Source organism: Campylobacter coli, assembly GCA_039516895.1.
Lineage (GTDB): Bacteria > Campylobacterota > Campylobacteria > Campylobacterales > Campylobacteraceae > Campylobacter_D > Campylobacter_D coli_B.
This window is the reverse complement of the sequence record CP154437.1, coordinates 1,517,961-1,542,333: the sequence shown is the minus strand read 5'-3', so window position 1 is coordinate 1,542,333 and position 24,373 is coordinate 1,517,961. Positions and strand designations below refer to the sequence as shown.

The 24,373-nt window shown below is 33.8% G+C and carries 22 protein-coding genes and 1 pseudogene; 12 read left to right on the top strand and 11 right to left on the bottom strand.

Translation table 11 applies throughout. The features are described from left to right. Positions 1 to 22 precede the first annotated feature (22 nt). From fabZ to mreC, 5 genes are read left to right on the top strand one after another with little or no spacing between them, the layout of a single operon-like run. On the top strand, positions 23 to 463 hold the full coding sequence (fabZ, locus tag AAID94_07790; protein XAK23726.1) for a 3-hydroxyacyl-ACP dehydratase FabZ: 441 nt from the start codon (positions 23 to 25) through the stop codon (positions 461 to 463). Between the two features lie 10 nt (positions 464 to 473). Beyond that, entirely contained in the window at positions 474 to 1,265 is a 792-nt protein-coding gene (gene lpxA / locus AAID94_07785) for an acyl-ACP--UDP-N-acetylglucosamine O-acyltransferase (GenBank protein ID XAK23725.1), read from the top strand. Next, positions 1,258 to 2,481 (top strand): ATP-dependent Clp protease ATP-binding subunit ClpX, encoded by a 1,224-nt coding sequence (clpX, locus tag AAID94_07780; GenBank protein ID XAK23724.1) that lies wholly within the window; start codon positions 1,258 to 1,260, stop codon positions 2,479 to 2,481. Before lpxA ends, clpX begins: the two co-directional genes overlap by 8 nt. Positions 2,482 to 2,493: 12 nt before the next feature. Next, entirely contained in the window at positions 2,494 to 3,534 is a 1,041-nt protein-coding gene (locus AAID94_07775) for a rod shape-determining protein (GenBank protein ID XAK23723.1), read from the top strand. Beyond that, on the top strand, positions 3,524 to 4,273 hold the full coding sequence (gene mreC / locus AAID94_07770) for a rod shape-determining protein MreC (protein ID XAK23722.1): 750 nt from the start codon (positions 3,524 to 3,526) through the stop codon (positions 4,271 to 4,273). Before AAID94_07775 ends, mreC begins: the two co-directional genes overlap by 11 nt. On the opposite strand, the gene AAID94_07765 is transcribed toward mreC, so the two are convergent. After that, entirely contained in the window at positions 4,268 to 5,191 is a 924-nt protein-coding gene (locus tag AAID94_07765; protein ID XAK23721.1) for a hypothetical protein, read from the bottom strand. The two genes, mreC and AAID94_07765, sit on opposite strands and share 6 nt — an antisense overlap. 247 nt (positions 5,192 to 5,438) lie before the next feature. Between AAID94_07765 and AAID94_07760 the strand changes: the two genes are divergently transcribed. The 5 genes from AAID94_07760 (at position 5,439) to AAID94_07740 (ending at position 11,866) form a co-directional block, all read left to right on the top strand. Next, on the top strand, positions 5,439 to 7,346 hold the full coding sequence (locus AAID94_07760) for a propionyl-CoA synthetase (GenBank protein ID XAK23720.1): 1,908 nt from the start codon (positions 5,439 to 5,441) through the stop codon (positions 7,344 to 7,346). After that, entirely contained in the window at positions 7,346 to 8,221 is an 876-nt protein-coding gene (prpB, locus tag AAID94_07755; protein ID XAK23719.1) for a methylisocitrate lyase, read from the top strand. Before AAID94_07760 ends, prpB begins: the two co-directional genes overlap by 1 nt. Next, positions 8,218 to 9,345 (top strand): citrate/2-methylcitrate synthase, encoded by a 1,128-nt coding sequence (locus AAID94_07750; GenBank protein XAK23718.1) that lies wholly within the window; start codon positions 8,218 to 8,220, stop codon positions 9,343 to 9,345. The genes prpB and AAID94_07750 overlap by 4 nt, the downstream gene beginning before the upstream one ends. A 10-nt stretch (positions 9,346 to 9,355) precedes the next feature. Continuing rightward, a complete protein-coding gene (prpD, locus tag AAID94_07745; GenBank protein XAK23717.1) occupies positions 9,356 to 10,810 on the top strand; it encodes a 2-methylcitrate dehydratase in 1,455 nt (484 codons plus the stop codon). Positions 10,811 to 10,972: 162 nt separating this feature from the next. After that, positions 10,973 to 11,866 (top strand): DMT family transporter, encoded by an 894-nt coding sequence (locus AAID94_07740; GenBank protein ID XAK23716.1) that lies wholly within the window; start codon positions 10,973 to 10,975, stop codon positions 11,864 to 11,866. Here AAID94_07740 and AAID94_07735 read toward each other — a convergent pair. Together AAID94_07735 and AAID94_07730 are read right to left on the bottom strand one after the other, a co-directional pair. Continuing rightward, positions 11,850 to 12,242 (bottom strand): hypothetical protein, encoded by a 393-nt coding sequence (locus AAID94_07735; protein ID XAK23715.1) that lies wholly within the window; start codon positions 12,240 to 12,242, stop codon positions 11,850 to 11,852. The genes AAID94_07740 and AAID94_07735 overlap by 17 nt on opposite strands. Further along, positions 12,218 to 12,521: pseudogene (locus AAID94_07730) on the bottom strand (hypothetical protein). Before AAID94_07730 ends, AAID94_07735 begins: the two are co-directional and overlap by 25 nt. Before the next feature lie 395 nt (positions 12,522 to 12,916). On the opposite strand from AAID94_07730, the gene carB reads away from it, so the two are divergent. Both carB and AAID94_07720 read left to right on the top strand, forming a co-directional pair. Then, the gene (carB, locus tag AAID94_07725; protein ID XAK23714.1) at positions 12,917 to 16,186 is read left to right on the top strand and encodes a carbamoyl-phosphate synthase large subunit; all 3,270 of its coding nucleotides are present in this window, start codon (positions 12,917 to 12,919) and stop codon (positions 16,184 to 16,186) included. Then, entirely contained in the window at positions 16,183 to 16,605 is a 423-nt protein-coding gene (locus tag AAID94_07720) for a Sua5/YciO/YrdC/YwlC family protein (GenBank protein XAK23713.1), read from the top strand. Before carB ends, AAID94_07720 begins: the two co-directional genes overlap by 4 nt. Here the strand turns inward: AAID94_07720 and AAID94_07715 are convergent. Genes AAID94_07715 through lpxB form a run of 8 tightly spaced genes read right to left on the bottom strand, consistent with a single transcriptional unit; the run spans position 16,602 to position 24,350 of the window. Beyond that, positions 16,602 to 17,588 (bottom strand): transaldolase, encoded by a 987-nt coding sequence (locus AAID94_07715; GenBank protein XAK23712.1) that lies wholly within the window; start codon positions 17,586 to 17,588, stop codon positions 16,602 to 16,604. The genes AAID94_07720 and AAID94_07715 overlap by 4 nt on opposite strands. A 1-nt stretch (position 17,589) precedes the next feature. Next, positions 17,590 to 18,213 (bottom strand): phosphoserine phosphatase SerB, encoded by a 624-nt coding sequence (gene serB / locus AAID94_07710; protein XAK23711.1) that lies wholly within the window; start codon positions 18,211 to 18,213, stop codon positions 17,590 to 17,592. Next, the gene (locus AAID94_07705; GenBank protein XAK23710.1) at positions 18,213 to 18,734 is read right to left on the bottom strand and encodes a chemotaxis protein CheW; all 522 of its coding nucleotides are present in this window, start codon (positions 18,732 to 18,734) and stop codon (positions 18,213 to 18,215) included. The genes serB and AAID94_07705 overlap by 1 nt, the downstream gene beginning before the upstream one ends. A 4-nt stretch (positions 18,735 to 18,738) precedes the next feature. Next, the gene (locus AAID94_07700) at positions 18,739 to 21,036 is read right to left on the bottom strand and encodes a chemotaxis protein CheW (protein XAK23709.1); all 2,298 of its coding nucleotides are present in this window, start codon (positions 21,034 to 21,036) and stop codon (positions 18,739 to 18,741) included. Positions 21,037 to 21,039: 3 nt separating this feature from the next. Then, a complete protein-coding gene (locus tag AAID94_07695) occupies positions 21,040 to 21,996 on the bottom strand; it encodes a chemotaxis protein (GenBank protein XAK23708.1) in 957 nt (318 codons plus the stop codon). Beyond that, a complete protein-coding gene (locus AAID94_07690) occupies positions 21,989 to 22,747 on the bottom strand; it encodes a metallophosphoesterase (GenBank protein XAK24798.1) in 759 nt (252 codons plus the stop codon). The genes AAID94_07695 and AAID94_07690 overlap by 8 nt, the downstream gene beginning before the upstream one ends. A 9-nt stretch (positions 22,748 to 22,756) precedes the next feature. After that, positions 22,757 to 23,242 carry a transcription elongation factor GreA gene (gene greA / locus AAID94_07685; protein XAK23707.1) on the bottom strand — a complete coding sequence of 162 codons (486 nt, stop codon included), beginning with the start codon at positions 23,240 to 23,242 and terminating at the stop codon, positions 22,757 to 22,759. 16 nt (positions 23,243 to 23,258) lie between these two features. Beyond that, positions 23,259 to 24,350 (bottom strand): lipid-A-disaccharide synthase, encoded by a 1,092-nt coding sequence (gene lpxB / locus AAID94_07680; protein ID XAK23706.1) that lies wholly within the window; start codon positions 24,348 to 24,350, stop codon positions 23,259 to 23,261. Between the last annotated feature and the right edge of the window lie 23 nt (positions 24,351 to 24,373).

Sequence of the window (24,373 nt, the reverse complement as noted above, 5' to 3'; positions counted from 1 at the left end):
AATTGTTTTTAAGGCTGATTTAATGATAGATGTAATGCAAATTCAAGAAATTTTACCTCACCGTTACCCCTTTTTACTTGTTGATAAAATCACAGAGTTAAAAGTTGGAGAAGTTGTTCGAGGATATAAAAATATCAGCATAAGTGATCATGTTTTTATGGGACATTTTCCAGGCCATCCTATTTACCCTGGAGTTTTGATTTTAGAAGGTATGGCACAAACAGGTGGTGTTTTAGCTTTTGAAAGTATGGATGCTAAGGTAGATCCAAAAAGCAAGGTTGTATATTTTACGGGTATTGACGGAGCTAAATTTAGAAACCCTGTTCGTCCTGGAGATAGACTTGATTATGAAATGCAAGTGGTGAAAAACCGTGGTAATATGTGGATTTTTAAAGGTCAAGCTTTTGTAGATGGAAATTTGGTTGCAGAAGCAGAACTTAAAGCTATGATAGTAGATAAATAAGAGAGAATAAGTGAAAAAAATTCATCCTAGTGCTGTAATAGAAGATGGAGCGATTTTAGGTGATGATGTTGTTATCGAGGCTTATGCGTATGTAAGTAAAGAAGCTAAGATAGGCAATGGGGTTGTTATCAAACAAGGCGCGAGAATACTTTCAGATACTACCATAGGTGATCATTCTCGTGTATTTTCATATGCTATAGTAGGCGATATTCCTCAAGATATATCTTATAAAGATGAGCAAAAAAGTGGAGTGATTATAGGGCAAAATTCTACTATTAGGGAATTTGCTACGATTAATTCAGGCACGGCCAAGGGCGATGGTTTTACTCGCATAGGGGATAATGCTTTTATAATGGCGTATTGTCATATCGCACATGATTGCCTTTTGGGAGATAATATTATTTTAGCCAATAATGCAACCTTAGCAGGGCATGTAGAGCTAGGAGATTTTAGTGTTGTGGGCGGTCTTACTCCTATTCATCAGTTTGTTAAAGTAGGCGAGGGTTGCATGATAGCAGGTGCGAGTGCGCTTTCGCAAGATATAGTACCTTTTTGCTTAGCTGAAGGAAATCGTGCGAGTATTAGAAGTTTAAATTTGGTAGGAATTCGTCGTCGTTTTGATAAGGATGAAGTGGATAGACTCAGCAAAGCTTTTAAATTCTTGTTTAGACAAGGGGACTTAAAAGAAAATGCTCAAAAATTATTAGAAAATAATGAAAGTGAAAATATTAATAAAATGTGCAAATTTATATTAGAAACCAAGCGTGGAATTCCTGTATATAGAGGTAAAAATAATGCCTAGAAAATGCAGTTTTTGTAATGAGGTGGAAAGTCCACAAAGAAGAATTTTGGCTAATGAAAATGATGACGCATTTATTTGTGAGTATTGTGTTGAGGGAGCTTATAGTATTATTTATGGCGAAGAAAAAGAATTTAAAGAGCCAAAACACGAACATGGTGTAGATTTTAAAGATATTACTCCAAAAGAATTAAAGGCTTATTTGGATCGTTATGTAATAGGACAAGATAGAGCTAAAAAAGTTTTTAGCGTGGGAGTTTATAATCATTATAAAAGACTTTTTAAATCAGAGCTTCAAGATGATGATGTGGAGCTTTTTAAATCCAATATTCTTCTTATAGGTCCCACAGGTAGTGGAAAAACCTTACTTGCTCAAACTTTAGCCAAATTTTTGGATGTACCTATAGCAATTTGTGATGCAACTTCTTTAACCGAAGCAGGTTATGTGGGTGAGGATGTGGAAAATATTTTAACCCGTCTTTTACAAGCTGCCGATGGAGATGTAGAAAGAGCTCAAAAGGGTATAGTATTTATTGATGAGATTGATAAAATAGCTAGAATGAGTGAAAATCGTTCTATCACCCGTGATGTGAGTGGAGAAGGTGTGCAACAAGCTTTGCTTAAAATTATAGAAGGAAGCTTGGTTAATATTCCACCAAAAGGCGGAAGAAAACATCCTAATCAAGATTTTATTCAAATTGACACTTCGAATATTTTATTTGTTTGTGGTGGAGCATTTGATGGCTTAGAAACTATACTTAAGAGAAAATTAGGTGATAAGGTCGTAGGTTTTTTTGATAATGAAAAAGAAAATAGCAAAGCCTTGCTTGAAAAGATAGAGCCTGATGATTTGGTGCATTTTGGTCTTATACCTGAACTCATAGGGCGCTTGCATGTTATAACTTCTTTAAATGAACTGAATGAAGATGATATGGTAAGAATTTTAACTGAGCCAAAAAATGCTATTGTAAAGCAATATCAAAAACTTTTTGCCATTGATGGCGTGAATTTGAAATTTGAAGATGATGCTTTAAGAGAAATAGCAAAATTAGCCCTAGAACGAAAAACGGGTGCTAGGGGACTTAGAAGCATTATAGAAGAAATAATGGTAGATTTGATGTTTGAGTTGCCAGAATATAAAAATTATGACATCGTTATCACCAAAGAAGTAGTAAGAGATGGTGCGAAAGCATTATTAATTAAAAAGAAAATAAGCTAAAAAGGGATAAAAATGATTTTAGATCAACTTATAGGATTTTTTTCAAGCGATATGGGTATAGATTTAGGAACCGCTAATACTCTTGTTTTGGTAAAAGATAAGGGTATAGTTATTAATGAACCCTCTGTTGTGGCAGTAGAGAGAGAAAAGTATGGCTCTAGAGCTAAAATTTTAGCTGTAGGAAAAGAAGCTAAAGATATGGTTGGTAAAACCCCAGGAAATATCGAAGCTATTCGTCCTATGAAAGATGGAGTTATCGCTGATTTTGATATGACAGAAAAAATGATTCGTTATTTTATAGAAAAAACTCATCGTAGAAAAAGTTTTTTAAGACCTAGAATCATCATTTCAGTTCCTTATGGTTTAACTCAAGTTGAAAGAAAGGCTGTTAGAGAAAGTGCTTTAAGTGCAGGTGCAAGAGAGGTATTTTTGATAGAAGAGCCTATGGCAGCAGCTATTGGGGCAAATTTGCCTATACAAGAGCCTAAGGGAAATTTGGTTGTAGATATAGGGGGTGGAACAACTGAAATTGGTGTGATTTCTTTAGGTGGACTTGTTATTTCAAAATCTATTCGCACTGCGGGCGATAAACTTGATACAAGTATAGTTAATTATGTTAAAGAAAAATACAATCTTATCATTGGTGAAAGAACTGGCGAAGAGATTAAGATCGCTATTGGTTCAGCCATTCAGCTTCCAAAAGAGCTTTCTATGGTTGTAAAGGGGCGTGATCAAGTGAGTGGACTTTTAAGTCGTATTGAGCTTACAAGCGAAGATGTTAGAGAGGCAATGAGAGAGTATTTAAAAGAAATAGCAGACGCCTTAAAGATGGTACTTGAAATGATGCCACCTGATCTTGCAAGTGATATAGTAGAAAATGGTGTTGTTTTAACAGGTGGTGGAGCATTGATTCGTGGGCTTGATAAATATTTGAGTGAAATTGTTCGCTTGCCAGTATATATTGCTGATGAGCCGCTTTTAGCTGTAGCCAAAGGAACAGGTAAAGCTTTGGAGGAAATTTCACTATTGCAACAATTGACGAATGAAGAATAAGCTTATATTTGTTCTTGTTTTATTTTTTTTAGTTTTTATATCTTTTTACTATGGGGGCTTGGTAAAAAAAAATATTCTTTTGGTAAATGATGCGGTGTTAGAAAAATTTTATGGAGTTAAAGATTTTATCGCCGAATCTTTTTCCAAGCATTTTAATCAAGTAGAGCAAATTGAACAATTAAAAGCAAGAAATCAAGAGCTAGAATATGCAGCTGTATTGACTACAAGTTTTGCAAATCAATTAAATCGTATTTTAGAGGATAAGAATTCAACAAGATATTTGCCTCAAGTTTCTTTAGTAAGAGCTATTTCTTATGTGAGATTAAATGATTATAAGAGATTGTGGCTTGATTTTGCTAAGGTTTCTCCTAATAAAAACAAGGGTTTGATTCATCAAGGATATACTATAGGCATTGCGATTAATAAAGATGGTAGAGCTATGGCGCTTTTACAGGGTGATGAGCAATGCGTTTTTTCTGTATATGTAGGTAAAAATAAAATTCCTGGCCTTATCCAAGGCGAAGATGATAAACTCAAGGTTAAATTTATACCTAAATGGGCAAAGATTAATATAGGAGATGAGATTTTAACAAGCGGTCTTGATAATATCTTTTTTTCAGATGTTCCAGTTGGCATTGTAAGCGCAATCGAAGATGGAGATGTATATCAAAGTGCTGAAGTAAAACCTTATGCTAATATCAACATCCCCGCTTATCTTTATATAGTCGATAGCTTATAAATCAATACTTAAACTCTTTTTAAATAAATTTCCATATGGACTTTTTTTATCTAAAATTTCGCAACTTTCTTTGATATTTAAATTTTCTTTTAAACATTGTAATAGAATTTCCATGATAGAACATGCATCTTGGGCTAAAATATGCGCAGGGCATTTTTTTGCATGGGTATAATGCTCATGAATTTTATGAACTAAAGTAGAGTTTTTGATCTCGACTAATAACATTTCCAAAGGAGCTTTAAAAAACATTGTATTTTCTTTGGCATTGATAGAAAGATAAAACATATCCAGTCCATAGATTTTTTTATCATAAGAATCAAAAAAGTATAAAGATTTATTAAGATTATCTTTAAAAGTGTTAATCATAAGTTCTAAAATTTGAATTTTTTGTTCTTTTGTATAAAAATTTCCTATGGGAGAAAAACAAAATTCAAGTAAAGACTTAATAGAATACCATTCACTTGCATTAAAAGAATGCGCTCTCATTTTTTCACCCCTTCTCATACGGTAAATTCGAGCTTCTTCGCTATCGCTATTTTGATATACTAAGGGTACGATAAAATCTCTATAGGCGGGATTTGGAAAAGCAGGGTGTAGTATAAGCGAGCCTTCGTTTTCGTTTTCAAAAATGTATTTTAGCCCACCGATGTATCCCTCATCAATGATGCGGATTTCATCATTTTCTATTTGATTTAAGAGTGTGTAAAATTCATTTTCGCTACTGTCCCATATTTTAAAAGGATAGCGAAAGAATTCACAAATTTTCTCTTTGCTTTTGGTATCAAGTTCTTTTACTGTGTCATTTTCTATAAATTTAGCAAGGGTTCTGCGATCTTTGCCCAAAATTGTTGCAAATTTGCTCAAACTTAAGCCTGATTTTTCCAAAATTACCTGTGTTCTATCTTTAGAATTTAACATTGTCTCACTCTTAAAAATTATTTTTGTTACTTTTTGATACAAACATATTTTTTTATTGTTTTTTATATTTTTTAATTATTAAAAAATATAGGTAAATATGCATACAAAAATTAAAATTTTGTTCAAAAAATATACAAAAATTATTTTTTTGGCTACAAAATCACACAATCAAACCAAAAAATTAGCATTTTATTTTTCAAACAAAAACTCTATAATGCAAATTCAACTTATCAAGAAAGGATAGATTATGGGTATTGTTTATGAGCAGACTTATCGAGAATCTCTTCAAAATCCTGAAGCATTTTGGGCTGAAGCAGCTAAAAAAGTGCATTGGTATAATGAATGGGATAGAGTGCTTGATGATAGCGATGGGCATTACAGATGGTTTGTTGGCGGGTGTATGAATACTTGTTATAATGCGCTTGATTTACATGTACACAATGGCAGGGGTGATCAATTAGCACTGATTTATGATTCTCCTGTTACGGATACAAAGAAAAAATATACTTATAAGCAACTTCGTGATCGTGTTGCAAAAGTAGCCGGAATTTTAGCAAACAAGGGCGTGGTTAAAGGGGATCGCGTTGTTATTTATATGCCAATGATACCCGAAGCACTTATAGCTATGCTTGCTTGCGCAAGACTTGGGGCTATTCATAGTGTTGTATTTGGAGGCTTTGCAGCACATGAGCTTGCTACTAGGATAGAAGATGCTAAACCTAGAATGATTATTAGTGCAAGTTGTGGGATAGAAGTAAGTAGCATTATTGAATACAAACCTATTTTAGATGAAGCGATTAAAAAATGTACTCATAAGCCTACTACTTGCTTGATTTGGCAACGCCCACAATATAGAGCAAATATGCTCCCTTGGAGGGATATTGATTGGGAGCTTGAAGAGGAGAAAACTCGCGGTGTAGATCCTGTACCTGTTTTAGCTACAGATCCGCTTTATATACTTTATACTTCAGGTACTACAGGTTCTCCAAAAGGAGTAATCCGTTCTAATGGTGGCCATTCTGTAGCAATGAAATGGTCGATGGATAATATCTACAATGCTAAAGCAGGAGATGTCTTTTTTACTGCTTCTGATGTAGGTTGGGTTGTGGGACATTCTTATATAGTTTATGCACCTTTAATGAATGGATGTACAACCATAGTTTATGAAGGCAAGCCTGTAAGAACGCCTAATCCTTCAGCATTTTGGAGAATTATAGAAGAATACAAAGTAAATGTGCTTTTTTCAGCTCCAACTGCTTTTAGGGCGATTAAAAAAGAAGATCCTAAAGGAGAATGGATCAAAAAGTTTAATCTTGATAGCTTAAGATCTATTTTTGTAGCAGGTGAAAGATGTGATAGTGATACACTTAAATGGATAGAAAAGCTTACAAAAAAACCTGTAATTGATAATTGGTGGCAAACTGAAACAGGTTGGGCGATCGCGGCTAATCCTTTGGGCTTAGAAGCACAAGTTGTTAAAGCAGGAAGCCCTACAAAACCTATGCCAGGATTTAATCTTAAGGTTTTAGATGAAAAAGGTCAAGAGCTTGGAGCAGGAAAAAAAGGAATTTTGTGCTTGAAACTTCCTTTACCTCCAGCTTGTTTAATGGGAATTTGGGAGAATGATGAAAGATATCGTAGGGGATATTTAGATCAATTTCCAGGCTATTATCTAACAGGAGATACGGGTTATATCGACAAAGATGGCTATGTATATGTTTTAGGAAGAATGGATGGAATTATTAATGTTGCAGGCCATAGGCTTTCAACTGGGGAAATGGAAGAGATTATAGCAAAACATCCTGATGTTGCAGAATGTGCGGTTATAGGTGTAAACGATGAACTTAAGGGTGAAATACCTATGGGCTTTATAGTTTTAAAAGAAGGTATAGAGCGAGATCATAGGGGTATAGTTGAAGGGGTTGTAGCTTTGGTGCGTCAAGAAATTGGAGCTGTAGCTTCGTTTAAAATTGCCACAGTTGTTAGTGCTTTACCTAAGACAAGAAGTGGAAAAATTTTGCGTAAAAATTTAAGAGAAATAGCAGATGGTTCGACTTTAAATGTTCCAGCTACTATAGAGGATAGCAATGTTTTAAAAGCTTGCGAAAAAGCTATTAATGATTTAGGATACCCAAAAAATAAAGGAGAGAAATAATGAGTGCAGGAAAAAAATTTAAAGAATTAGTAAAGACAAGCAAACCCTTGACCATAGTAGGAGCTGTCAATGCTTATAGTGCTTTACAAGCTACTAAAATAGGACATAAAGCTTTATACCTTTCAGGAAGTGGCGTGGCAAGTGCGAGTTATGGCTTGCCTGATTTAGGGATTATCGCGCTTGAAGAAGTATGCATTGATGTAAGACGTATTTGTTCTAGAGTGGATACGCCTTTATTGGTTGATGCAGATACGGGTTTTGGAGGCGCTTTTAATATTGCAAGAACGATAAAAGAATTAATTCGCGCGGGTGCAGCAGCAACTCATATTGAAGATCAAGTAGCTCAAAAAAGGTGCGGACATCGTCCTAATAAAGAATTAGTAAGCACTGAAGAGATGTGTGATCGTATTAAAGCGGCTGTAGATGCAAAAATCGATCCTGATTTTGTGATTATGGCAAGAACGGATGCGCATGCAATTGAAGGTCAGCAAAAAGCTATCGAAAGGGCTTTAGCATATGTTGAGGCTGGAGCTGAAATGGTTTTTGCTGAAGCTATTACAAGTTTAGAAGAATATGAAGAATTTGTTAAAAATGTAAAAGTTCCAATTCTTGCAAATATCACAGAATTTGGAAAGACTCCTTATTTTACCAAAGAAGAATTAAATAGAGCAGGAGTATCTATGGTGCTTTATCCTTTAAGTGCAAATCGCGCGATGAATAAAGCTGCAGTGCAAGTTTATGAAAGCATATTGAAAAACGGACATCAAAAAGATGTGCTTGAGATTATGCAAACTAGAGAAGAGCTTTATGAAATGTTAGATTATTATTCTTATGAGCAAAAATTAGATGAATTATTTAAAAGAGGTGCAAAATGAGTATAAGTGAAGCAGCTAAAAAAACGGGTGGTTTAGCAGGAGTTATCGCAGGGCAAAGTGCAATTTGTACTTGTGGGCTTGGAAATGGACTAAATTATTATGGTTATAGCATAGAAGAGTTAGCGCAAAATGCAGAATTTGAAGAAATAGCTTATTTGCTTCAGTTTGGAGAATTACCTAATGCAAAAGAATTGGAAAATTATAAAGAAAAAATCATTGCTCAAAGAGCTTTGAGTGAAAATTTAAAAAGCGTTTTAAAAGCTATACCTAAAGAAGTTCATCCTATGAATTTAATGCAAGCAGCCGTTGCGGCATTAGGAGCTTTAGAGGGTGAAAATGAGGATTTTAGCGATCAAGATGAAAAAATCATCAGACTTTTAGGAATCTTACCGAGTGTGCTTTGTTATTGGCATCATTATGTGAATTTTGGTAAAGAAATTGATTTTGACTCTAAGCAAACAAGTATAGCGGGATATTTTTTGGAAAAATTAAAACTTGAAGCTCCAAAAGAAGATTTTATCAAGGCTATGCAATGCTCATTAATCCTTTATGCAGAGCATGAATTTAATGCTTCAACTTTTACGGCTAGAATTTGTGCTTCTACAAAAAGTGATATTTTTAGTGCGGTTGCGGCGGCTATTGGAGCTTTAAGAGGGCCTTTGCATGGAGGAGCAAATGAAGCAGCGATGCACCTAATAGAAAGTTTTAAAAGTGTTGAGGATGCTATTAAGGGTGTGAATGAAAAATTAGAAAATAAAGAGCTTTTAATGGGCTTTGGTCACCGTGTTTATGGACTTGGAGGCGATCCTAGAAATGCGCTTATTAAGGTTTGGAGTAAGCATTTAGGAGGCGATGATTTACTTTTTAAAATCAGTGAAGCCATAGAAGCTTTGATGAAAGAAAAACGCCCAAGTTTGCCACCTAATGCAGATTTTTATAGTGCATCAGCTTATCATTTTATGGGAATTCCAACTGAGTATTTTACGCCGATTTTTATTATGAGTCGCGTAAGTGGTTGGTGTGCGCATATTAAAGAGCAAAGAGCAAACAATAAACTTATACGCCCAAGTAGCGAATATATAGGCGTTGAACCAAGAAAATTTGTAAAAATTCAAGACAGATAAGGAGAAAAAAATGAGTGATATGGGAATTTTAGAGGCAAAACGCCCTGAATTTGATGAACTTTTAACAAAAATTGCAAAATATGCTGATGAATTTGAAATCACAAGTGATTTGGCTTTAGAAACGGCTAGATATTGTTTAATGGATACTATAGGTTGTGGGCTTTTAGCGCTTAAATATCCTGCTTGCACCAAGCTTTTAGGGCCAAGTGTTGAAGGGGCTGAATTTAGACCTTTAGGTGCAAAAGTGTTTGGAACTTCTTATCAATTAGAGCCAATCCGTGGAGCTTTTAATGTGGGTGCTATGGTAAGATGGCTTGATTTTAATGATACATGGCTTGCGGCTGAATGGGGACATCCAAGCGATAATTTAGGTGCGATTTGGGCAGTGGCTGATTATGTAAGTCGTAAAAATATCTCTGAGGGAAAAGAGCCTTTAAAAGTAAAATGTGTCCTAAAAGCCATGATAAAAGCTCATGAAATTCAAGGAGTTTTGGCACTTGAAAATTGCTTTAATAAAGTAGGAATGGATCATGTTTTACTTGTAAGGATAGCAAGTACTGCAGTAGCTGCAAAGCTTTTGGGTTGTAATTTTGAAGAAATTCGCAATGCCATTTCTCATGCTTTTATTGATGGTGGAGCTTTAAGAACTTATCGTCACGCACCAAATACAGGCAGTAGGAAAAGTTGGGCAGCGGGTGATGCTTCAAGTCGCGGGGTGGATCTTGCTTTAAAAGCTAAAACAGGAGAGATGGGTTATCCTTCAGCTTTAAGTGCTAAATTTTGGGGCTATGAAGATGTGAAAATGAAAGGACAAAAACTCACCATTCCTCAAGAATTTGGCTCTTATGTAATGGAAAATGTTTTATTTAAAATTTCTTTTCCAGCTGAATTTCACGCACAAACCGCAGTAGAAGCAGCTTTAGCTTTACATGATGAGGTAAAAGATCGTTTGGATCAAATAGAAAAAATCATCATCACAACTCAAGAATCAGGCCATCGCATCATCAATAAAGTAGGTGAGCTTGCAAATCCTGCTGATAGGGATCATTGTATCCAGTATATGGTTGCTGTGCCACTTATATTTGGGCGCTTGAATGCAGATGATTATGAAGATAGTGTTGCAAGTGATGAAAGAATCGATGCTTTAAGAGCTAAAATGCAAGTAGAAGTCGATGATCGCTATACAAAAGAGTATTTAGAAAGCGATAAAAGAAGCATAGCTAATGCCGTGCAAGTTTTCTTTAAAGATGGCACAAGCACAAAAAAAGTCGAAGTTGAGTATCCTATAGGACATAAAAGACGCAGAAATGAAGGAATCCCTCTTTTAATTGCCAAATTTAAAGCCAATCTTGCTACGCGTTTAAGTCCAAAACAATGCGAAAAAATCATGCAAATTTGCGAAGATCAAAAAAGCTTAGAGCAAATGAATTTTAACGAATTTAGTGATCTTTTTTGGTTGGGTTAAAAATATAAAACAAGACTATTTTAGTCTTGTTTTTAAGTTTAGATAGGGTATGATAATATATTAATTTCATAGCTATTTAATATTTCTATAATAAAAAACTAAAGCAAAATATTTGATAATTGAGATTAAAAAGTTTTTTTAAAGATCAAAGGAGCTTAAAATATGCTAAAAAATCCTAAATTTCAAGCTTTCTTTTTTGCTTTCTTAGCCGCTATATTTAACGCTTTTGTTGGAATTTTTAGCGTTTTTCTTTTTAAAAAAGGTTTTATGAGTTCAGAAGTAGCTTTTTATAAATGCTTTGTGGCTAGTTTGATTTTGTTTGCGATTTTAATTTATATGAGAAAATTGGGCGCTTTGCTAGTTTTTATCAAGCAGAAAATTTTCACACTTTTGCTTCTTGCTTTTTTTGGATTTTTTATGCTTTATCATTTTGAGAGTGCTGCTTATACAAGTATGAGTGTGGCTAATGTAGTTTTTGTGCTTTTTGGTGTGGGAATGATCATCACTTTTATTTGTGAAGCATTGGATGCTAAACGCTTTTTTCATTTAAATGAGCTTTTGGCTATGGTTTTTGCGCTTTTGGGACTTTGGATGATTTTTTTGGCCGAAGGTGGAACTTTAGAAAATTTCACTCATTTAAAAGACCTGGTAAATGCTATTTTAGCAGGACTTGGCTATGCTTTATTTTTATTTTTTACTAGAAAATTAAAACTGGGTTTTGGGTTAATTCCTCTTTGTGCTTTGCTTTTTATAGGAAGTTTGTATTTGAGTATTCCTTTGTTTGGAGCAAATTTAAATCTTAATTTTTCTTTAGAGAGTCTTGTTTTACTTTTAGCTTTAGCATTTTTGCCTACTATAGGTGGATTTTACTGCACTACTAGAGCCTTAAGTCTTGCAAAGTCAAATTCAGTCCAGCTTATAGAACTTAGTGAGCCTTTATTTGCTATGCTTTTTGGGTTTTTGTTTTTGGCTCAAAGTATTTCATTTTTGCAAATTGTAGGTGGAGTTTTCATACTTTTTGCTATTTTTGTCCACGAATTTAAATTAAAATTGTAAAAAGCAGTTTTTTAGAAATTTTTTTCAATTGGATTTTTAAAATTTCTTTAGAAAGAGCAGATGCTTTATGGCAAGCAAAAGATTGTTTATTGCTTGAGTTTTGACATTGATTTTGACTATTTTTTTGCGTGATTTTAATAAGATATAATTGCATAGCTTGATCTTTGGAATTTTTATCAACTGCCATGTTGCAATCAGCATAATATCCAGCCTGACAAGATTTATAAAAAAGTTTTTGGGCTAAAATATCATTCTTATTAAATAATTCAACCCAGCCTTGCGCAAAGCACAACTTTGTATCTTTTTCACAAATTTTAGAGCTTAACTCTTTAGCTTTGATTAAGTCTTTTTCTACTCCTTGTCCGCATGCATACATATAAGAAAGTCCTGCACAAATAGCATCATGCCCTTGCTCGCAGCTTTTTTTGGCTAGTATAATTGCTGATTTTGTATCTTTTTTACTAAGTGTAGCGATATGTTCTAATAAAGCAGAACTTGAGTTTTGATCTAAGAAATATTTTAAATTGCTTTGATAAGTTTTTTCATCTAGCTTTTTCAATAATTTAAATTTTATATTGTTGATTCTCGCGCAAGAGTCCAATCTTCCAAGCTTACAAGCTTTTTGTAAAAGCAATAAAGCTTTGTTTAAATCCAAAGAAAGTCTTGTGTCTGCTGCAAATTCTCCTCCTAAATAAGCACATGCGGTAGCGTTGTTTTCTAAGCATTGTTTTTGAAAAAGACTTAAATCACTCTCGAAAAAATATTCCCCCTTTGGAGTAAGGGCAAAATTTTCCTTTAAGGGCTGATTTAAAATTTCTTTTAAATTCTCGTCCAAGAATTGATTAATGCCTAAATTTTCTTTTATATTTTGGGGTAAATTATTTGCTAAAACGGAAAATTGACAAAAAAATATTAAAAAAACTAAAATTTTAATTTTTTTCATGGGTATTTCTTTCTTGCCTATTTTTTTTAAAATTATAACAGAATTTCAAAGTTTGTAAAACTAAAATTTGTTATAATCAGCCCAAATTTATGCTCTTAGGAAAATTCATGCCAAAACGAACAGATATTAAAAATATTTTACTTATAGGAAGTGGTCCTATCGTTATAGGTCAAGCTTGTGAATTTGATTATTCAGGAACTCAAGCAGCAAAAACTTTAAAAGAACAAGGATATCGTGTAGTTTTAATCAATTCCAACCCAGCAACTATTATGACTGATCCTGAATTTGCTGATGCTACTTACATAGAGCCTGTAACCAAGGAAAGTATTTTAAGCATTATTAAAAAAGAGAAAATCGATGCCATTTTGCCAACTATGGGTGGACAAGTAGCTCTTAATGTGGCTATGGAAGTTTATGAAAGCGGGCTTTTAGGTGATGTGAAGTTTTTGGGTGCAAACCCTGAGGCGATTAAAAAAGGTGAAGATCGTCAAGTTTTTAAAGAATGTATGAAAAAAATCGGTATGGATTTGCCAAAATCTATGTACGCATATAATTATGATGAAGCTTTAAAAGCTGTAGATGAAATCGGCTTTCCTTTAATGATCCGTGCGTCTTATACCTTAGGTGGTGCTGGAAGCGGTGTGGTTTACAATATGGATGAATTTAAAGAACTTGCCAATGCTGCTTTAGCACTTTCGCCAATCCATGAAATTCTTATCGAAGAAAGTTTGCTTGGATGGAAAGAGTATGAAATGGAGGTTATCCGCGATAAAAATGATAATTGTATCATTGTATGTAGTATAGAAAACCTCGATCCTATGGGAGTGCATACAGGAGATAGTATCACAGTTGCACCTGCTCTTACCTTAACTGATAAAGAATACCAAGTCATGCGTAATGCCTCTTTTGCTATTTTGCGTGAAATAGGCGTGGATACAGGCGGATCAAATGTGCAATTTGCCGTCAATCCAACAAATGGTAGAATGATAGTTATTGAAATGAATCCAAGGGTTTCAAGATCAAGCGCCCTAGCTTCTAAAGCAACGGGTTATCCTATAGCAAAGGTTGCAACACTTTTGGCAATCGGATTTAGCTTAGATGAGATAAAAAATGATATTACAGGCACTCCTGCTAGTTTTGAACCTGTGATTGATTATATTGTTACAAAAATTCCTCGCTTTACTTTTGAGAAATTCCCAGGAGCCAATACAACTTTAGGTACAGCGATGAAAAGCGTGGGTGAAGTAATGGCTATTGGCCGAACTTTTAAAGAAAGTATACAAAAGGCACTTTGTTCTTTGGAAAGAAATTTAAGTGGTTTTGATAGAGTGAAATTTGAAGATAAAAACGATCTTATCTTTAAAATTCGCAATGCTAACGAAAAGCGTTTACTTTATGTAGCACAAGCTTTTAGAGAGGGTTTTGATGTAAAAGAGCTTTATGAGCTTTGTAAAATCGATCCTTGGTTTTTATCCCAAATTAAAGAAATTGTGGATTTTGAAGAGCAAATTGATATGGATATCTTGCATAACAAAACCCTTTTAAGAAAAGCAAAAACTATGGGTTTTTCAGACAAGATGATCGCTTTGCTTGTGAATCTAAAAGATAATTTAGAATTAAGTCAAAATGACATTTATTATGCAAGAATGAAGCAAAAAATCATAGCAGAATTTAGCGAAGTGGATACTTGTGCGGGAGAATTTGAAGCTTTAACTCCTTATCTTTATTCTAGTATCAATGTGAGTGAGCTTACTCAAAGCAAAAATGAAGCAAGAGATAAAAAAGAAAAAAAAGTGATGATTATAGGTGGGGGGCCAAATCGTATAGGACAAGGAATCGAATTTGACTATGCTTGTGTACATGCTTCTTTTGCATTAAAGGATTTGGGTGTAAAAACTATTATGTATAATTGCAATCCAGAAACTGTTTCAACGGATTATGATACGAGTGATATTTTGTATTTTGAACCTATTGATTTTGAGCATTTGCGTGGTGTGATTGAACGCGAAAAGCCAGATGGAGTTATAGTGCATTTTGGTGGCCAAACTCCGCTTAAATTTGCTAAACGCTTGAGTGCTTTTGGAGCTAAGATCATAGGCACAAGTGCAAGAGTGATCGATATGGCAGAAGATAGAAAGAAATTTGCCGAATTTATCACAAAACTTGGTATCAATCAGCCTAAAAATTCTACCGCTACAAGCGTAGAAGAAGCGGTTTTAAAAGCAAGTGAGATAGGTTATCCTGTGCTTGTAAGACCAAGCTATGTTTTAGGCGGAAGAGCTATGCGTGTGGTTAATGATGAGAGCGAACTTAGACTTTACATGCAAGAAGCTGTGGATGTAAGTGATAAAAGTCCTGTTTTGATCGATCAGTATTTAGATAATGCGACTGAAATCGATGTTGATGCTATCAGCGATGGTAAAGATGTTTATGTAGCAGGGATTATGGAGCATATCGAAGAAGCAGGAATTCATTCAGGCGATAGTGCATGTTCTTTGCCACCTTGCAATATCGATGAAAAAATGCAAGAACAAATTATACAAAAAACCGCTAATATTGCTTTAAATTTAGGTGTTGTAGGGCTTTTAAATATACAATTTGCAATTTACAATAACGAACTTTATATGATAGAAGTAAATCCTAGAGCAAGTCGTACTGTGCCTTTTGTAAGTAAAGCTACAGGTATACCTTTAGCAAAAGTTGCAACGCGTGTGATGTGGCAAGGAAATCTAAAAGAAGCTTTAAAATTTTATGATACTTTTGGTGTGGTGAATTTTGATAATACGATTTTGCGTCCTAAGCTTTCAAAATATATCAGTGTAAAAGAAGCGGTATTCCCTTTTGCTAAGCTTAGCGGAAGCGATTTAGAGTTAGGACCTGAGATGAGATCAACAGGTGAGGTTATGGGTATAAGTAAGGATTTTGCTAATTCTTATGCAAAAAGCCAAATTTCATCTTTTAATCATTTGCCTGAAAATGGCGTAGTGTTTATCTCTTTAAAGGAAAAAGATAAAAAATATGCTAAAAAACTTGCAAGTGAATACTCTAAGTTAGGTTTTAAACTAATGGCTACAAGTGGAACTTGCAAGGAAATTGTAGAAAATGGCTTTGAGTGTGAGCTTGTGCATAAAATTTCAGAAGGGCGTCCAAATGTGGAAGATAAGCTAAAAAATGGAGAAATTCAGTTAGTGATTAATACAAGTGATAGTCATACCTTTGCAGGGGATACAAAGAAAATTCGTGAGAATATTATCCGTTTTAAAATCCCTTATTTTACAAATTTGCGTTCTGCTCTTGCGGGTGCAAAATCGATTAAAGCGATACAAAGTCAAAGTTATTTAGAGGTTAAGAGCTTGCAGGAGTATCTAAAAGCTTGATTTATCTAGCGCAAACAGATACTACAGCAGGATTTTTAAGTAAAAATTTAGAAGAAATCAATGCTTTAAAAGGTAGGGCTAAAGATCAGCCCTGCTTGATTACCTCTGCAAAATTCAGTGAGTTAAAAAAAATCGTAAGGGTTCCAAATCAATTTAAAAATTTAGTGCGTCGTGCTAAAAAAACAACTTTTATTTATCCAAACAATCAAGCAATAAGAATCGTCAAAGAGTGTAAACACGCACAATTTTTAAAAGAAAAGGGCTGTTTTTATTCAAGTTCTGCAAACAAGCATGGACAAAAATTTGATGAGCTTTGGGCTAGAAGTGTCGCAGATGTTGTAGTCGATGAGATATTTTTTGAAAATACCCCATCAAAAATAATAAAACTTCATCGTAAGAAGCTTAGAAAAATTCGTTAATTTAATGCTTGTAAAATTTCTTCAAAAGCTATGCAAAATTGCTCCAAGCCGTCTTTTAGTAATTCATCGCAAGCTTTTTCTCTTTCATTTTGTGAAATGATAGCATTAAGTTGTGTGTAAATTTCAAAATTCATTAAAGGTTTTTTAAATTCAAATTCGGTTTTAAATGCATTGATAGCATCTAGTGGAGCAGTGTTTATGCTATTTTCAAAAAGAAGTTCTTTGATATAATAATCTTTTGGCAAACCATCACCTTTTACACCCGTGCTCGCAAATAAAGCTCGGATATTAGGTTCATTTTTGGAGATGATATTGTTATAGGCTAAATTTGCATTTAAAATTCCTATACGATTTTGTTCTTTCGCTTTGGAATTTAAAAGTCTATCGAAACGACTTACAAAGATACTTATAACAGCTTGTGGGGTTCTTAAGCGAGTGTTTTTTCCTTGTAAGGCTATATTGTTTTTTCTAAATTCAACCAAACCCGCATTTAAAGCCTCAAAGCATTTTTGACTTTGCTCTAAAGAAAAAATCAAAGTAGCATTTACACTGATGCCATTTTTCATCAATTCATACATTACTTCATAAGAAGCATTGGTTGCTGGGACTTTAATCATCACATTATCTTTTCCAATGGCACTATAAAGTTTTTTTGCCTCACCTAAACTCAAGCTTGTATTATCATAAAATCTTGGATCAATTTCAAGGCTTATAAAACCATCATTTCCTGTGTGATATAAAGGAGCAAGTTTATCTGCTGCTTTTTGTATATCAGCCACAGCAAGTTCTTCGTAAATTTCCTTTGCCTTTTTTCCTTTTAATTTCGCTATTTTTTCTTTATAGATGGGTGAGTTTAAAATAGCATTTTTGAAAATAGCGGGATTTGAGGTTGCTCCATTGATGCCACGCGATAGTAAATTTAAAAAATCATCATCTAAAAAACTATTTTCTATAAAATCACACCAAAGAGAAAATTTTTTCATCTTATATTACCTTTATTATTTCTTTTAAGTCTTTGTTGTCTATGCAAATATCTGCTTTTGAGCGTAAAATTTCTTTAGCACAAAAGGCGACTTTTAAACCGCTTTCATTAAACATAGCGATATCATTTGCCCCATCACCCACACACATGACTTCATGAGTTTGCAAATTTAAAAAGTTCTTAAGGCGTTGTAGCATTAAACCCTTTGAATTTGAAAACATCATTTCTCCACCCACTAGTCCTGATAAAGTATTGTTTTTATGATGTAGGTAATTTGCAAAGCCCAAATTTACTTTTAGTTTTTTCATAGCAGGATCAATCCCTTCATGAAAACCTCCACTAAAAATAACAACAAAAATATTTTTAGAATTTAAAAATTCAATGAGTTCATAAGCTCCATTCATCAATGGAAGATCTTGCCCTATTTTAAGAACAAGATCGTAAGGCATTCCTTTTAAAAAACTAACGCGCTCCTGCAAGCTTTCAAAAAAATCAAGCTCACCTGCCATAGCGCGATGAGTGATATCAACCACTTCTTTTTCTTTGCCATAAGCCTTAGCTAATATATCGATAGTTTCTCCATCCATCAAAGTGGAATCAAAATCAAAAACACAAAGTTTTATCATTAAAATTCACGCTTAAGCAAGGCTTCAACTTTAAGTATGGTAAGGATATTTTCATCTCTTTTACCTATACCATAGATCATACCTTTATCTTTTACTAAAGTTTCAGGTGGCGGATCAATACGGTTTCTATGAATTTTGATAGCCTCGGTTAATCTATCTATCACGAAGCCTGCATTTCCTCCAACGCCACTCCCATTGGATTCGCCTCTTAAAACAATATAACGAGTTTGAGGAGTCATTTTAGAACTTCCTAGATTAAAACGCTGCGCCAAATCAATTAAAGGCATAACATTTCCACGCATATTAAATACACCTAAAACATAATCAGGAACGCTTGGAACCCTTGTGTATTCTATAGGTTTGATGATTTCTTGTATGTTAAGAATTGGAATAGCATATTCCTCATCTCCTACCACAAAACCTACAAGTTGTATGATATCATCTTCTTTTTGATCACCAACAGGACCAGCTATCTGAGTTTGCTGCTTTTGCAATATTTGCTCTAATTTTTCATTACTCATATTCTTATCCTAGTTTCAAATTTTTTCTAACCACATTTTCCAAATATTCTGGAGAATAAGGTTTGGTAATATATTCTGTCATACCTACTTCTACCCCTCTTAGACGATCGGTTTTACTTGTTCTTGAAGTAACAGCAATGAGCGGTAAGTTGCGATATTTGGAATATTTTCTAATTTCGCCCGCTAAGGTATAACCATCCATTCTTGGCATTTCGATATCAATTAATATCGCATCAATATCATGATCGCCCGATTTTATAATGTTTAATGCTTCAACACCATTGGTAGCTTCAATAAGGCTAACTCCTAGTGGCTCTAAGGCTTTTTGCATTAAGGTTCTATCCATTTTAGAATCATCGACAATTAAAACCTTATAATCACTTGGTTTTTCTTTTGGTTTTTTAGCACTTGATTCAAGTTGAGCTTTGATGTCAACTTTTATTTCTTTTGCCATATCCATCATAGCGCCCACATCTATGATAAGTGTTACTCTACCATCACCGCGGATAGTAGCACCCGCTATACCTTGAATATTTTGCAAATAATCACCCATAGATTTAATAACAATTTCTTCTTGTCCTATAAGAGTATCAACAATAATACCCAGTTTACTTTCTGCCACGCCAATAACTACAACATAGGTTTGATCTCCACTTTCAAGCACTTGTTTAACTCCAAAGACATCAGATAGTCTTACAAGAGAAAGCACTTCATCTCTAAGGCGCAATACATTTTTACCTTCGATAGTATAAATATCATCAATTGGCACTCTAACTGTTTCAAGTACACTTGCAAGAGGAATTGCATAGTATTCTTCTTGAGTTCCAACAAGTAAAGATTGAATAATAGCTAAGGTAAGAGGAATTTTAAGTTTAAATGAACTTCCTTTGCCTAATTCACTATCGATTTCAATCACTCCGTTGAGTTTTTCAATATTAGTTTTAACAACATCCATTCCAACGCCACGTCCCGAAACATTTGTAACTTTTGTTGCAGTTGAAAAACCTGGTTTAAAAATCAAAGCAAAAGCTTCTTTATCAGTCATTTGATCCGCTTCTCTTTCGGTAATCAAATTCTTTTCTATAGCTTTAGCTTTTAGGCCATTTGCATCAAGTCCCTTACCATCATCGGTAATTTCTACAACGATATGATTTCCTTCGTTATAAGCTTTAAGTTGTACTATACCTTTTTCAGGTTTTCCATTAGCAGCACGCGTTGCTGGATCTTCAATACCGTGATCACACGAGTTTCTAATCATATGCATGATAGGATCGCCAATTTCTTCGACAATAGATTTATCAAGTTCGGTTTCTTCACCTGTAATTTCAAGTTCTATGTGTTTGCCAAGTTCACGGCTCAAATCACGCACAACTCTTGGGAATTTATTGAAAACTTTTGCAATAGGCTGCATTCTAGTTTTCATAACTGCAAGTTGAACATCTGTTGTAATGATGCTTAATTGGCTTACAACTTGATTTAATTCTTCAAGGAATTTTTCACCCTCATAGCGTTCTTCGACATCATCATAAATTTTAAGCAAGCGGTTTTTACCCAAAACAAGCTCACCGATGAGGTTCATTAGATGATCTAATCTTTTTACTTCAACGCGTATGGTTTGATCCATACCGCCTCCACCGCCTCCACTAGCAGGAACCTTTTTCTCTGTATTTTCAGCTTTTGGTGTACTTGCTGCTGGTTTAGAGTTTGTAGGTGATGCGGCATTTTGTTTTTTCTGGGCACGGCGTGCTTGATCTTCTGCCTTCCTAGCTTTTAATAATCTTTCTATTTCAGCTTCAACTTCAGAATCACTTAATTGATTAACATCGACTTCAGGTTCTGGTGCAGGAGCTGGTTCTTCTTTTTGAGGAGTTTCTACAGGAGTTTCGTTTAATTTAGCGCTGCTTGGAGATTCTCCTTCTGATATAGCTGTTAATCTGGCACAAATTGGTCCTATATCCATTTCTATGGCTGTATCATTGCCATTATCACGTATAGAGTTAAGCAAGGTTTTCATTCTATCGATGGATTCCAAAACAACATCCATGATATCTGGAGTGATTTTTAATTCCCCATGTCTTGCTTTATTTAAAACATCTTCCATGTGATGTGTTAATTTTGTTAAAACATCAAAATTTAAAAAGCTTGAAGAACCTTTTACAGTGTGTGCTACACGGAAAATTCTGTTTAATAATTCTAAGTCTTCTGGATTTGTTTCAAGTTCCACTAAATCATGGTCGATTTGCTCAACTAGCTCAAAAGCTTCAACCAAAAAGTCTTCAAGTATTTCTTGCATATCTTCCATATTTTACCCCTGTTCTTGAGATTGGTGTTTTTTGATGACTTTAGCAATCTCATTGAAGAAATCACTTGCATTAAATTTAACCAAATAGCTTTCACCACCGGCTTCGTGAACACCTTTTTCATTCATAAATTCATTAGATAAGGATGAGTTAAAGACTATAGGAATATCTTTAAATCTTGCATCTTCTTTGATACGTGCAGCAAAATGGAATCCGTCCATTTGAGGCATTTCAACATCACTGACAATAATTTTTAATATTGAGCTTAAATTTTCTCCATAAATTTGACTGAGTTCTTCAAGCTTATTTAAACCTTCAACTCCATCTTTAACCTCAATTACTTGGAAGCCCATTTGTTGCATCATTTCTTTAACGCGTTTTCTAGCTGTCATACTATCATCTAAAATAAGTGCTGATCCGCTGAATTTTTCAATTTTACTAAAATCTATATCGGTTTTAGGAGAATAAATTCCTAAATCTTCAACAACACTTTCTAAATCAAGTATCAAAAGAACTTCATCGTTTTCTATACGAGTGACACCTGTAATTTTTCCTTTATCTAAAGCACCTGAGCCTGTAGAGAAAGTAGCTGGCTCTATATCTTTCCAATTGATACGGCGAATTCTTTTAGCTTCATGAACTATAAAGCCTATAAGAATATTGCTAAATTCAGTAATGATAACTCTAGGTTTTAGCATAGTGCTTTCTGGCTCGGTGATTTGCATCCATTTAGCAAGATTTACTACCGGTATAACCACACCTCGAAGATCGAAAATTCCTTCGATGTAATCAGGCACTCCCGGAAGTTCTGTGAGGCTTGGAATTTTGATAATTTCTCTAACTTTAGAGACATTCACCCCATAAATTCCCTCATAGACTTTATCGTGTCCTTGCTTAAAGATACGGAAATCAACAAGCTCCATTTCATTTGAACCCGTTTTCACGATATTTTCATCAAACATTTTGACCCCTCAATTTCTGTTCTCGAAATTTGATTTCTTGATAGCATTCTACTACAAAAAAACTTCTCTCATATGCAAAACTAGCTAAGTTGAAATATTTAATATCTTTTTCATCTAATATTAGATTTTGATGATAGTGCCCTTCGCATACCCAAAAGCCTAAATTTCCATATTTTTTATATCTTTCTTTGGCTAAATTTTTAAAATTTTCAATTTTATAAAAAAGATTTTTTTTGTTTTGGTTTTTAAGAATTTTATTTGAAATAGAATTTGAACTTATTTGATTTAAAAAATTTAAAAAGACTAGCAAGTAATGATTTCTTAAGCTTTTAAGGATAAATTGCAAACACGGAGATAGAAAAATATCTCCGTGAGCTAAAGTTATAAAAGAATTTTTAAAATCGGTATTTTTACCTTTACTTGTATGCAAATTAAGTTTTAAAGGTTGTTCTTGTAGGCTAAAAATTTTAACCCTTTGAAAAAAACGGGCAAGATTAAAATCATGATTTCCCTCAAGATAAATAATTTCCATTTTTAAAGCGAGTTCTTCAAGAAGTTTAATATAGGGTTTTGCAAATTCATGCGTAGCAGAGATTTCACCTATAAGTAAATCAAAAATATCCCCCATTAAAATGAGTTGAGGTGTGGTAATTTCGCCTTTTTTTAAAGCTTGTAAAAACTCCCAAAAACCTCTTCTTTTATCATTTTCATGAGCATCTGCGATTAAAATCGCTCCATTTTGTAATAAAATGTTCTATCCTTAAAATTTTAAAGGTTCATAGCTGATAGAAATGATTTCAAATTCGCTTTCTCCTTTTGGCAAACGCACTTTAAATTCATCTCCTTCTTTTTTGCCAAGCATAGCTTTTGCAATAGGCGAAGCAATAGAAATATAACCCTTATCTAAATCTCCTTCACAAATACCTACTAGAGTATATTTACTTTCTTTTTCGGTATCTAAGTCCATAATCACCACAGAAGATCCAAATTTAACGCTATCGTGTTCATAACTTGAAGGGTCGATTATCTGTGCTCTTGCGATTAAATCGCTAAGTTCTGCGATACGACTTTCTATCAAGGCTTGTTTTTCTCTTGCAGCGTGGTATTCTGCATTTTCTTTTAAGTCACCATGACTTCTTGCGGTGTCGATTTCTATCACAACAGCAGGGCGTTGGTTGTCTTTTAAATCTTTTAATTCAGCGCTTAATTTATCATAGCCAAATTGGCTCATCGGTTCTTTTTTCATTATATATCCTTAATTGTTATTGATTTAATATTTTAGCGAGATTTTTCGCACTTCCAAATTTTAAATATTCTTTTAGAAAATGCACTTTATCAAAAAATGCCTTATAATCATATTTATTATAAGCTTCATAAAGGTTTAAAACATTGACTTGTTCTTGTAAAAATTCAGGATTTAAAGCTTCTTTTCCAGCAAAATCACAAAAAATATTTGCAAGTCCAATGTGTTTTAATTTTACAAAAAGCCTTGCGATAAATATATCAATAGCCTTTGCTTTATAAGCCAGCACAAAAGGAGTTCCTACCAAAGCTGCTTCTAGGGTAGCAGTTCCACTGCAAATAAAAGCAAAATCAGCTTTTTTAAGCACTTGAGGTGTATTGCTTTGTATTTTAAAATCCTTTATATCGCCATAAATTTCTAATCTTTCGAGATTAAAAGGTGGCACGCAAAGGATTTTTTCTCCTTCAAATTTGCGTGATAATTCTCTAAAAACAGGCATTAAACGCTTGATTTCACTGCGTCTTGAGCCTGGTAAAAATGCTATAGTCTTTTCGCTTTCATTTTTGTTAAGTAAAATTTTAATATCGTTTTCATTTTTAAAATCTTTAATTTCATCTAAAAGAGGATGTCCTACATATATGCTTTTACTAAAAAATTGCTCATCAAAAGGCAAGATAGAGGCTAAAACATCAAAATGGTTCTCTATAACAGGAATACGCCCTTTTTTCCAAGCCCAAACTTGAGGCAAGATATAATAAATTCTTTTTGTTTTTGAATTTGCTTTTTTTAAAGCCTTGGCAAAAGGGATATTAAAAGCGGGAGAATCGATACATAAAACCGCGTCCATTGTTTGGCTTAAAGTCAAATTTACTAATTCTTTAATCGCTCTTTTTGCTTTAAAAATCAAAGGCAAAATTTCTATAAAACCCATAGCGCTAAATTCATGCGAGCTATAAAGTGGCTTAGAATTTAAGGCAAATTCTTTGCATAAATTTTCATCATAAATTCCATAAATTTTAAATTCGCCAAATTCTTCTTTATAGGCTTTTAAAACTTCTTTTAAATGTAGGTTTGCCGAAGGTTCTAAGGCGCATACTAAAAGATTTTTCATTGTTACTCTTTATAAATTTTTAA